11 protein-coding genes and 2 pseudogenes are annotated in these 11,026 nt (G+C 73.0%); 7 read left to right on the top strand and 6 right to left on the bottom strand.

What is annotated here, in order from left to right; all coding sequences use genetic code 11:
- A pseudogene (locus tag ABZ861_RS01130) lies at positions 1–789 on the top strand (hypothetical protein); the annotation flags it as partial.
- Between the two features lie 394 nt (positions 790–1,183).
- The gene (locus ABZ861_RS01135; protein WP_361621583.1) at positions 1,184–2,074 is read left to right on the top strand and encodes an alpha/beta hydrolase; all 891 of its coding nucleotides are present in this window, start codon (positions 1,184–1,186) and stop codon (positions 2,072–2,074) included.
- Between the two features lie 67 nt (positions 2,075–2,141).
- On the opposite strand, the gene ABZ861_RS01140 is transcribed toward ABZ861_RS01135, so the two are convergent.
- Complete coding sequence (locus ABZ861_RS01140) at positions 2,142–3,059, bottom strand: NYN domain-containing protein (RefSeq protein WP_361621586.1); 918 nt, start codon at positions 3,057–3,059, stop codon at positions 2,142–2,144.
- A 254-nt stretch (positions 3,060–3,313) separates the two neighbouring features.
- Between ABZ861_RS01140 and ABZ861_RS01145 the strand changes: the two genes are divergently transcribed.
- Together ABZ861_RS01145 and ABZ861_RS01150 are read left to right on the top strand one after the other, a co-directional pair.
- Positions 3,314–3,466 carry a hypothetical protein gene (locus ABZ861_RS01145; RefSeq protein ID WP_361621589.1) on the top strand — a complete coding sequence of 51 codons (153 nt, stop codon included), beginning with the start codon at positions 3,314–3,316 and terminating at the stop codon, positions 3,464–3,466.
- A gap of 383 nt (positions 3,467–3,849) precedes the next feature.
- Entirely contained in the window at positions 3,850–4,335 is a 486-nt protein-coding gene (locus ABZ861_RS01150; RefSeq protein ID WP_361622423.1) for a GNAT family protein, read from the top strand.
- Between the two features lie 54 nt (positions 4,336–4,389).
- On the opposite strand, the pseudogene ABZ861_RS01155 reads toward ABZ861_RS01150, so the two are convergent.
- Positions 4,390–4,584, bottom strand: a pseudogene (locus tag ABZ861_RS01155) (hypothetical protein); the annotation flags it as partial.
- A gap of 117 nt (positions 4,585–4,701) precedes the next feature.
- Between ABZ861_RS01155 and ABZ861_RS01160 the strand changes: the two are divergent.
- A complete protein-coding gene (locus ABZ861_RS01160; RefSeq protein ID WP_361621592.1) occupies positions 4,702–5,112 on the top strand; it encodes a RidA family protein in 411 nt (136 codons plus the stop codon).
- 208 nt (positions 5,113–5,320) lie between these two features.
- Here ABZ861_RS01160 and ABZ861_RS01165 read toward each other — a convergent pair whose 3' ends face one another.
- The 4 genes from ABZ861_RS01165 to ABZ861_RS01180 form a co-directional block, all read right to left on the bottom strand.
- A complete protein-coding gene (locus tag ABZ861_RS01165) occupies positions 5,321–5,923 on the bottom strand; it encodes a MarC family protein (RefSeq protein ID WP_361621595.1) in 603 nt (200 codons plus the stop codon).
- 159 nt (positions 5,924–6,082) lie between these two features.
- The gene (locus ABZ861_RS01170; RefSeq protein ID WP_361621598.1) at positions 6,083–6,967 is read right to left on the bottom strand and encodes a PHP domain-containing protein; all 885 of its coding nucleotides are present in this window, start codon (positions 6,965–6,967) and stop codon (positions 6,083–6,085) included.
- Positions 6,968–7,447: 480 nt separating this feature from the next.
- Positions 7,448–8,089 carry a DUF6758 family protein gene (locus ABZ861_RS01175; protein ID WP_361621601.1) on the bottom strand — a complete coding sequence of 214 codons (642 nt, stop codon included), beginning with the start codon at positions 8,087–8,089 and terminating at the stop codon, positions 7,448–7,450.
- Between the two features lie 139 nt (positions 8,090–8,228).
- Complete coding sequence (locus tag ABZ861_RS01180; RefSeq protein ID WP_361621604.1) at positions 8,229–8,882, bottom strand: suppressor of fused domain protein; 654 nt, start codon at positions 8,880–8,882, stop codon at positions 8,229–8,231.
- 468 nt (positions 8,883–9,350) lie between these two features.
- Here ABZ861_RS01180 and ABZ861_RS01185 point away from each other — a divergent pair, with 468 nt between their 5' ends.
- Positions 9,351–10,472 (top strand): magnesium and cobalt transport protein CorA, encoded by a 1,122-nt coding sequence (locus tag ABZ861_RS01185; protein ID WP_361621607.1) that lies wholly within the window; start codon positions 9,351–9,353, stop codon positions 10,470–10,472.
- Between the two features lie 40 nt (positions 10,473–10,512).
- Positions 10,513–11,025: a hypothetical protein gene (locus ABZ861_RS01190; RefSeq protein ID WP_361621610.1), complete on the top strand. Its 513-nt coding sequence runs from the start codon at positions 10,513–10,515 to the stop codon at positions 11,023–11,025.
- Position 11,026 lies beyond the last annotated feature (1 nt).

Consider the following 11,026-nt stretch of genomic DNA (forward strand, 5'->3'; position numbering starts at 1 on the left):
CGGACCCGCAAGAAGGCTGCGGCCGCCCCCGTGACCGCGGCCGACCCGGCCGAGGCCACGGAGGCCAAGCCCCGCCGCACCCGCAAGGCAGCCGCCGTCCTGGAGGCCGCCGCCGACGCGGTCGTTGAGATCGCGCCCAAGCGGACTCGGAAGACGGCCGCCGCCAAGGCCGCCGTCGACGGCGCCGAGGGCGCCACCGAGACCGCGGAGACCGCGGAGGCCAAGCCCAAGCGGACCCGCAAGGCTGCCGCGGTCCTGGAGGCCGTCGCTGACGCGGTCGTTGAGGTCGCGCCCAAGCGGACCCGCAAGACGGCCGCCGCCAAGGCCGCCGCCGAAACCGCCGAGGGCGCCACCGAGACCGCCGACGCCAAGCCTCGCCGCACCCGCAAGACCGCGGCGACCGCGACGCCGACGGCCACGGACACCGCTGAGGCCGACGCCAAGCCCAAGCGGACCCGTAAGGCCGCCGCCGTGCTGGAGGCCGCCGCCGACGCGGTCGTTGAGGTCGCGCCCAAGCGGACCCGCAAGAAGGCTGCGGCCGCCCCCGTGACCGCGGCCGACCCGGCCGAGGCCACGGAGGCCAAGCCCCGCCGCACCCGCAAGGCAGCCGCCGCCCCGGAGGCCGCCGTCGACGGCACCGAGGCCGCGCCGCGGCGCCGTACCCGGAAGGCCGCCGCCGAGGCGGTCACCGCGGAGATCCCGGCGCAGGCCACCGGCGAGCCGGCGGCCAAGCCCGCCGCGCGCCGCGCCCGGAAGGCGGCGGCCACGGTGGAGTCCGCCGACGCCTGATCCGCGACCGGCATACCCGGCGGCCCGGCCCACTCTGTGTGGGCCGGGCCGTCGGCGTTTGCGGGCGGCTCCGCTGCGAGGGGCGGGCCACCGGAGTCTGCGGCGGGTTCGCTGCGGGGGAGGCCACCGGACTTTGCGGGCGGCTCCACTAGGGGGGCGGGCCACCGGAGTCTGCGGGCCGGTCCACTGGGTGTGGGTGGGGCCGTCGGCGTCCGCAGGTCGGTGCACCGCGCGGGGGTCGGTCCGACGGCGTCCGCAGGTCGGTCCACCGCGTGAAGATCGGGCCGCTGGCGTCCGCGGGCCGGTTCCGCGGACCGGCGTCCGCAGGGCCGGTCCGCCGCGCGCCCCGCCCCCGCCCCGCACACCGGCTCTGGGCGCCCGCTAACCTCACCGCATGAGCAGGCCCCCGACCTTCGTCCCGCCGGACGGCGCCCGCGCCCGTCGGCTGCGTACGGCGCGCGGCGAGTTCGCCGTGGTGGACTCGCCCCCGGCGTCCGGCGCCGAGCCGCGCGGAACCGTGCTGCTGGTGCCGGGTTTCACCGGGAGCAAGGAGGACTTCAACCCGCTGCACGGGCTGCTGTCGGCGCGCGGGTACCGGACCGTGGCGGTGGACGGGCGCGGCCAGTTCGAGTCCGACGGTCCGCGGGACGACGAGTCGGCGTACGCGCAGGACGAACTCGCCCGGGACGTCCTCGCGCAGGCCACCGCGCTCGGAGCGCCCCCGCACCTGCTCGGGCATTCCCTGGGCGGTCACCTCGCGCGTGCGGCCGTGCTGCTCGACTGCTCCGCCTTCGTCTCGCTCACCCTGATGGCCTCCGGCCCGGCGCAGATCTCCGTCGGCCAGCAGCAGCGGGTGAAGCTGCTGGAGGACGCGCTCGGCGTGATGACGATGGCGCAGGTGTGGGAAGCGATGCGCGCCATGGAGGCGTCGGAGGACGACCGGGCCGGTATGGACGCGGGCCTCGACGACCGGGAGGATCTGCGCCGGCGCTGGCTGGGCACCAGTCCCGCGCAACTCCTGGCCACCGGACGCCAGTTGTGCGTCGAGCCGGACCGGGTGGCCGAACTCGCCGCGGTCGCGCTGCCGTTCCACGTGCTGTCCGGCGAGCGCGACGACGCCTGGCCGGTGCCGCTGCTGGACGACATGGCCCGGCGGCTCGGCGCACGGCGCACGGTCGTGGAGGGCGCGGAGCACTCCCCCAACTGCGAGCAGCCGCTCGCCACGGCTCGGGCCCTCGCCGACTTCTGGGACGGCGCCGCACGCAGCCAGGAAGACCCCAGCTAGTGCGGTAGTCGCCGTCAGCGCTGTAGCCGCCGTCAGTGCGGTAGCCGTCTCAGCGCTGCGGCCGCCGTTAGTACTGGGCCTGGAGATGGTCCCAGAAGCCGTCTCGCAGGGCGCGGCGCAGGTCGGCCTGGCCGCGCAGGGAGTACTGGAGGAGGCTCTCGGCCTCGACCAGCAGGTCCTGGTCCACCGAGCCGGGCAGGTAGGGGTGGCCGGGCAGGAGTTCCACCAGCGTGTCCCGGCCGCGCGCGGCGAGCCACTTCGCGGCGATCTGCGCGCCGACGAAGCGAACGTCCTCCCGGCTGGGCCGGTTCGCTCCCGCCGGATCGTAGGCGACCGCGGTGCGGCGGGAGACGTACGGCTTGAAGAAGTCGAGGTCGAGGGTGCGCTGACTGTCGACCTCCCACAGCAGCGGCTCGGCCTGGTTGCGGCCTTCGGCGGCCTCGATGCCCCAGAGGTGGACCCGGGCGCCGTAGCCCTGGGCGGCCTCGACGGCGGAGACCAGGTCCTCGTCGCCGCCCAGCAGCGCGGCGTCGCTGATGGCGCGGTGGCGGGCCAGGGACTCCAGGTCCGAGCGGATCAGCGAGTCGACGCCCTTCTGCTGGTTGTTGGCGTTGAGGTTGCCGAGGCGGACCTTGACGTCGGGCAGTTCGGCGATGGACTGCTGCTCGGCGGTGTGGATGCGACGCCGGGCGCCGTCGTACCAGTAGACGCGCAGCAGGCGGCTGTCGGCGAAGACGGTGCGGGCGCGGTCGATCAGCGCGTCGATCAGGCCCTCGGCGTCCAGGTCGAAGGCGCGGCGGTCCTCGGTCCCGGCGACGAGGCGGCCGGCGGCGGCGTAGAGGTAGCCGGCGTCGACGAAGATCGCGTGCGTGGAGGGCGTCTTGGCCACCTCGGCGAGCATGCGCTCCAGCAGCTCGTTCGTGTGGTCGATGCGCGCGGCCAGCGCCGCGTGGTCGTCGCTCATGGCGTTCAGGGCCTCGTTCATCGCTTCCATTGTCCCGGCGCTCACGCTGCGAGTACAACCGGCCCCTGTGGGTCGACCGGCGGGCGCCGGATCGTCCGTTCAGGCGGCGCCGGACCGGCCGGTCATTAGACACTCGAAAATTTTCTTTAGCGTACGGAATGTTTGTGCAGCGCAGACGGTTGCACTCGTATGGAGCACGCGGCACCGGCGCCGCGTGCACCGCCCACTTCACAGTAATTCTCCGATGGAGGATGACCAGACGAAGGGAGAAGCCTGTGCGCTTCGAGATCATGCGACTCGACGAGGTCGACGGCACCGCCGTGGACAGCACCGTCGTGGACGCCGCCTCCGTCAACCGGATCGTCCAGCAGGCCGCCGCGATAGGTCAGCGGCTCTGGATCCGGCCGGCCGAGACCACGGCCTCATAACGTCCGCCCCTACTCCCCTGCCCGCCCGCGACCGTTGTCGCCTCTGCCCGAAGCCCCCGTGTCGCACCTGCCGCCGCGCGGGGGCTTCGCGCATGCTCGGGGAGTCCGCGCGGGTCCCGGAGAAGCGGGTGACCGGCGCCGCGCACCGGGACCGGTCATCACTGCACGGCATCGAGCGCCTTCGCCGCGACCGGGAACGTTCACTGGGTGGGGGGTGCGGTGGAGGACGCTGCCGCCGGCCGCTGGCCAGACCGCTTCGAAACCGGTGGACGCACTGGGGGTCGGTCGGCGAGCATCCGTAGGTGGCAGATGAAGCCGATCCTCAGAGACCGCTCATGCGGAGCCCGAAACACATCCGTTTCGTCGAGCTGTCAGGCCGGGTGATGTCCGCCTTGCTCGATGGAGACCGATCCGGAGCCAGCAGGATGGCCGGGGTTTCGCTGACCGAGTACTTCCTGATCGACAGAGCACGGTGGCTGTGGCGGTTCCGGCTCGACCAGATGGCCGCCGATCCCGGCCGTGCGCGGTGGATGGTGCGGCAAGCGGTCGTCGGCGACAAGGGTCTCGTCGTCGGACATGCCGGGTTCCACGGGCCGCCCGATGAGGCCGGCACGGTCGAGATCGGCTACTCCATCGCTCCCGACTTCCGTCGCCGAGGATACGCCCGATCCACGTTGATCGAGTTGCTTGGCCGGGCGGCAGGCGAACCCGCGGTCACGACCGTGCGGGCGACGATCAGCCCCGACAACGTGGCATCCCTGGCCACGATCTCGGGCTTCGGCTTCGTCGAGGTCGGAGAACAGTGGGATGAAGAGGACGGTCTCGAACTCGTCTTCGAGGTCCCTGCCCGCCGGGTTCCGCCCGCCTGAGGGGAAGATCCGCGGCAGAACGCCGAGCTGTGGCCGTGGCGTCCGGCGCGGCAGTCAGGCCGTGGCGGCCAGGTCGTGGCAGCCAGGCCGTGGCAGCCAGGCCGTGGCAGCCGGTACGCGTCCGCCCCGGCGGATGCCCTTCTTGCGGCGGATGCGGGCGCGTTCGCGGCGTTGAGCGGCCAGGACGTCGGGGTGGCGGCCGTTCGCGCTGCGCCACCGCAGGCGGCAGTGCAGGGCTCGGGTCTGCATGGCGCGGTGGGAGAGAACAAGCTCAGCTCGTCCTCTCCCACCTCGGTTGCCGCGGAGTGCTTGCCGGCAGCGTAAATTGCGGTGCGCGCGGGCACCACGCTGGTCAGACTCGCTGGCATGACTGAGAAGATCACCCGCATCAACCCAGAGCAGCTGCATGAGACGCCCGGCTACCACCACGTCACGGTGGTGGAGGCAGGTCGTACGGCCTACCTGGCGGGGCAGTGCCCACTCGATCCGAACGGTGACCTCGCCGGTTCCGGTTCCCTCGAGACCCAGGTCGACCAGGTGGTCGCGAACGCGCTCATCGCCCTGGCAGCGGTAAGCGCCCAGCCGCACCATGTGGTGCGGTCAGTGATCTATGTGCGGAGCGATGAGAGGGAGGTTCTCGGAGCCGCGTGGCGTCGGCTCACCGAATCCGCCCTCGGTCCGGCCTTCTCCACCGCCAGTACGCTCCTGGGCGTCGCCCAGCTCGGCTTTCCCGGCCAGCTCGTCGAGGTGGATCTCACTGCGGCGCTGCCTGACTGAGTGCTCTCGCCGACTGTTTCGAACCTCGTCCCGAACTGGGCAGCTCTCCTGAGCATGCGACGGACGCCGGGGCCGCCCTTCGTACCGGCCCCGGACGGCCGCCTGGCACTCCGAACGGGCACCGGGCCACCCACTGCACCTTGGGCGAATCGCCAGACGCCAGAAGACACTCGTCGCCCTGCGGCGGTCGGAGCGTCCAAGAGCGAGTTCAGGCTCGGACGACCTGGAGGACGCCGTTGATGATCTGCTGGACGGCGATCGCTGAGAGCATCATGCCCGCGAGGCGGGTCACCAGGACCACGCCGCCGTCCTTGATGACCCGGATGATCAGCAGCGAGTAGCGCATGACCAGCCACAGCACGACGTGGATGGCGAGGATCGCGGACCAGACCGATATCTGGGCGGAGACGCTGCCGGCCTTCTGCACGGCCAGGATGACGGAGACGATCGCGCCGGGGCCGGCCAGCAGCGGCATGCCCAGGGGGACGAGCGCGACGTTGACGTCCTTGGTCTGCTTGGGCTCGTCGGTCTTGCCGGTGAGCAGGTCGAGCGCGATCAGCAGTAGGAGCAGTCCGCCGGCGATCATCAGCGCCGGCACCGAGACGTGCAGGTAGTCGAGGATCTGCTGGCCCAGAACCCCGAACACGGCGATGACGCCGCCGGCCACGCAGACGGCCTGGAGGGCCATGCGCCGCTGCGCCTTTCCGGGGCGCCCGGCGGTCAGCGCCAGGAAGATCGGGGTGATCCCGGGGGGATCCATGATGACGAAGAGGGTCAGGAAGAGGGAGCCGAAAATGGCAGCGTCGAACATGGGTGTACACGAGCCTTGCGGAAGAGCGGAAAAGGGTGCGGGCGGAGCAGTGATGCCGGGCAGGGATGGGGCCCGGAGACCGGGCGGCGTTACGGGCCCGGGGGCCGAGCGGGGGTACGGGCCCGGAGGCCGGGCGGGGATACGGGCCAGGGGCCGGGGTCAGGCGCCGCCGGTTCCCGGCACCGGGAACGCGCCGGTCACCCGCCGCGTGATCTCCCCGTAGACGTCCGGGTGCGTGGTGAACGCGCCGAGCGCGACGGTCTTGCGGCTGCCGTGGTAGTCGCTCGACCCGGTGACCAGCAGTCCCAGGTCGGCGGCCAAGCCGCGCAGCCGGTCCCGGGTCCGCGGGTCGTGCTCGGCGGGGCCCACTTGGTCAACGTGATCGACGTGGTCGACCTCGATGCCGTCGAGCCCCGCGGCGGCCAGCTCCGCGACGGCGGACTCCGAGACCGTGGGACCCCGCTGGGCGGCGGCCGGGTGGGCGAGGACGCAGACGCCGCCGGCGGCCTTGACCAGCCGGACCGCCTCGAAGGGGTCCGTCTCGTGCTTGGGGAGGTGGGCCCGGCCGCCGTCGGCCAGCCACTGCTCGGTGAAGGCGTCGCCCACTGTCGGCACGACGCCCAGCTCCACCAGCGCGGAGGCGACGTGTGGCCGGCCGACCGAGCCGTCGCCGGCGATCCGGGAGACCTGCTCCCAGGTGACCGGCACGCCCAGCTCGTTCAGCTTGACGATCATGCCCTGGGCACGCGGCACCCGGTCGTCGCGGACCAGCTCCCGCTCGGCGAGCAGGGCGGGTTCCTCGGGGTCGAAGAGGTAGGCCAGCATGTGCATGCTGACGCCGTCGAGGCGGCAGGACAACTCGGCGCCGGTGACGAGGGTGAGCCCTTCCGGCAGCGCGGCGAGCGCCTCGGCGTGTCCCCGGGTGGTGTCGTGGTCGGTCAGCGCGACGACGTCCAGACCGGCCGCCGCGGCCTTGCGCACCAGCTCGGCCGGGGTGTCCGTGCCGTCGGACGCGGTGGAGTGGGTGTGCAGATCGATGCGCACGACACGGACTCCAGGCGATGACGGGACGGAAGCGGACACCTAAGCATAACGGGACGTGACGCCTGCCCCGTCACAACCGCTCGCCCGGCCCGCCCCCTACACCTCGGCTCCTCATGCCTCGGCCTCCGCGCCGCCCCCTCACATTCCGGCCCCCGCGCCGTCGCCCGCTCGCCAGAGCCGCCCCCTCGCCTCCCGCCCTCCGCGCCGTCGCCCGCGCGCCCGAGCCAGCCCCTCGCCTACCGGCCCCCGTGCCGTCGCTTGCTCGCCCGAGTCGCCCCCTCGCATCCAGGCCCCCGTGCCGTCGCCCGCGCGGCCTCGTTCGACTCAGGTCGGCCCGCCTCCCGCCTCCCGACGCCCGCGCCGCGCCCCCGCCTCTCCTAGCCGCCCGCGCCACCTCACCTCGCGTCAGCCTCTCCCGGACGCCCGCGCCGTACCCCCGCCGCCTCGCGTCACCCCCGCCGCCTCACGTCAGGGGTCCCCTCAGGGACGCAGCAGGCGCGGCGACAACGCACCGCACGGCACCAGTTCGAGTTCGGCGCCCGCGTCGCGCAGGTCGGCGAGGACCAGCTCGTCGTACATGAGGAGCCCCGACTGCTCGGGCCAGACCACCGCCCACAGCCACAGCCCGCGCGCCTCGCCCGCGAAGACGGCGCGGTCGACCGGGGCGCCGGGGACGTTCCATAGCGGGGTCGGGCGGCCGCCGGCCAGCACCTTGGCGTCCGAGGGCTTCTCCACGTTCAGCGAAGGGCCGGGGTCGGGGCCGTCGATGCCCGCATAGCGTGCGCCGAGGCCGACGCCGAGTTCCTCGGCGACCAGGATCAGCTCGCCTATGCCGCCGAGCGGACCGGGCCCCGAGCAGGCGACGGCGGTGGCGCGGCCGCCGCTGCGCTCGTCCCCGGCGCAGGCGACGCCGGTGAACAGCCAGCCCACCGGCAGCGGCCACGGCATCCACACCGGCACCTGCGTGCGCTGCACGACGGCGGAGAGGGCGTCGACACCGGGCGGGATCACGGGCTGGAGCGGCTGCACCGTGCCGTGCGCCTCGCACTGCCAGGAGTCGCTGAAGAGCCCGGGAGCCCTGACCCGGCCACCGCACTTCGGGCAACTGGGTTCACCCCTCATAGGGCCCCACGGTCCTACCCGGACCGCGCCGCGTCAAGGACGATCACCCGTCCGGGGGAGCAGACGACCAGACCAGATAGCTTCCGTGGCCTTCACGGCCGCCGAGGGGCGGTCATGGGGCGGGCGGCCGACAAGCGGATCAATCCAGCGGGACGGAGCGGCGGGCGGGGTCCCGGAGGTCCGTCCCGTTCGCCAGCCAGCGCTCCTGGAGCGCCTGGGCGCCGTGCACCCGCTTGAAGGCCGCCTCGTTCGGCGTCATCGGCAGCAGCGGCAGGAACCGGACGGGGTCGAGCGGCTCATCCAGCTCCAAGTCCTCTACCAGGCCCCCCGGCTCGGCCACCAGCACGGAGGTGAAGGGCGCGCCCGGCCACAGCGGGCCGCCCACGTCGAGCGAGCCGCCCGGCGCCACGACCACGCCCTCGACCTGGGGCGACGCGCCCAGCACGGCGAGCGGGCGGAGCGCCTTGTCGGTGTCGGCGCGTCCGGCCCGGACCGACAGCACCAGTTCGGCGCGCGGCCCCTCGACCGGGTCGGCGAGCATCGCCGCGGGGTCCGTCATGGGATGGGCGGACATGCCGAGGGTGGCGTAGCGGACGACGGGGCCTCCCCGGCCGTCGCGCCCCGCACCCTCTTCACCCTCGTGACCGCGACCCTCTTGACCGCGACCCTCTTGACCGCGGAAACGCAGCACCTCGATGCGGTCCGCACCGAGGAATGTGACCGCCGCGCGGGCGTACGGCTCGCCCAGCGACGAACGCAACCGGGCCTCGACCAGAGCAAGAACATCGACCATGCGGTGAGCATAGATCTCGTCAGCTACGGGCAAAGCGGCGCCTTGGCACGTCGGCCGACTGGTACTGTGAGCCGGTGGTTCGGGGCAGCACGCAGAAGCGTCGCGATCAGGCCCCGACGCCGAGGGAACTCCCTTACGAGGGACCGGCCGGAGGAGGTGGGGCTGTCATGGATCGAAGTCGCCCGTGCAGTAGCACCCGCTCTTCCCGCCGCTGACGCGACCGTTCCGGTCGTCGCCGCCCGTACTCGGCCCTCGTCTCCCGTTTGCGCGCGCCCTCCTGCGGAAGAGCACTTCGTCTCGTATCGCCTGATCTGCGTCAGTAGCTGAATCAGCAATGAAGCCACCGCGACGGTGCGGTGCTCCCCGCTTTGTGGACGTGCGAAACATCCGCGCTCTGGACGTCCTCATTCCGGGTAGTTCCAACCGTAGTCGGCGGCTCTTCGTTGCTTGTCGCGAAGGAGCCCCGCCATGTCGATGATCCGTGACCTGCGAGCCGCGGTCCGACCGTCCCGCCCGGTGCCGCGCAAGGACACCGGGACCGGCACGTACGACACGACGCGCGACCCGGCCACCCCCTCCGCCGTCGTCGACTGCGCCGTCTACCGCGACGGCGCGCGGGTCCCGGCTCCGAGGCCGCTGACCCCGCAGGAGGCGATGCGCCAGGTGCGGCGCGACGGCGGCTTCGTGTGGATCGGGCTGCACGAGCCGACGGAGTCCGAGTTCGCCGGGATCGCCTCGGAGTTCGGGCTGCACCCGCTGGCCGTGGAGGACGCCGTCCAGGCCCACCAGCGGCCCAAGCTGGAGCGCTACGACGACTCCCTGTTCACCGTCTTCAAGACCATCCACTACGTCGACCACGACCAGCTCACCGCCACCAGCGAGGTCGTCGAGACCGGCGAGGTGATGTGCTTCACCGGGCGGGACTTCTTCATCACCGTCCGGCACGGCGGGCAGGGCTCGCTGCGCGCGCTGCGGCACCGGCTGGAGGACGACCTCGAGCTGCTGGCCAAGGGCCCCTCCGCCGTGCTGCACGCCATCGCCGACCACGTCGTCGACGGTTACGTCGCGGTCGCCTCCGCGCTCCAGGACGACGTCGATGACGTGGAGACGGAGGTCTTCTCGCCGGGCCGGGGCGGCACCGCGCGCGGCACCGACGCCGGGCGGATCTACCAGCTCAAGCGCGAGGTCATGGAGTTCAGGCGCGCCGTGTCGCCGCTGCTGCGGCCGATGCAGCTCCTGAGCGAGCGGCCCATGCGGCTGGTCGACCCCGACATCCAGAAGTACTTCCGGGACGTGGCCGACCACTTGGCCCGCGTCCAGGAGCAGGTCATCGGCTTCGACGAACTGCTCAACTCCATCCTCCAGGCCAACCTCGCCCAGGCGTCCGTCGCGCAGAACGAGGACATGCGCAAGATCACCGCGTGGGCCGCGATCATCGCCGTGCCGACGATGGTGTGCGGGGTGTACGGCATGAACTTCACCCACATGCCCGAGCTGCACTGGCGGTACGGCTATCCGGCGATCATGAGCGTCACGGTCGTGATCTGCCTCGGCATCCACCGCACGCTGAAGCGCAACGGCTGGCTGTGACCGCGTCCGGGACCCCGGCTGCCCTGGTTAGGCTGCTGCCATGACCAGTGCGCTGTTCGACCGGGCCCTCGTCGAGGAGGCCACGAAGAAGTCCGGCCTCGTGTGGGTCGGCGCGCCGGGCGCCGCGGCCCAGGCGCTGTGGCACGTCTGGCACGAGGGCGCGGCCTGCGTGGTCGGCGACGGTCCCGGGGAGCAGCCGCTGCCCGGACTGGCCGACGGGGGCGCGGCCGAGGTGACGGTGCGCGGCAAGGACAAGGGCGGCCGCCTGGTCTCCTGGGCCGCGCGGGTCGTCGAACTCGCGCCGCGGTCCGAGGCGTGGGAGGCGGCGGTGGCCGAGCTGAAGGGCAAGCGGCTGAACGCGCCCGACGGCGAGGCCATGACCGGGCGGTGGGCCCGCGAGTGCCGGGTGCTGCGCCTGGAGCCGACCGGGGCGGTCGAGCCGCTGCCCGACGGCTCGCTGGCCCGCCCGCCGGCGCCGACCCCGGCCACCACCCGGCAGCCGGCCCCGGCGGCGCTGCCCCGCCTGCTGCTGAAGCGGCGGCACAGGCCGTAGG

The sequence above is a fragment of the Streptomyces sp. NPDC046985 genome (genome assembly GCF_040644415.1).
Lineage (GTDB): Bacteria > Actinomycetota > Actinomycetes > Streptomycetales > Streptomycetaceae > Streptomyces.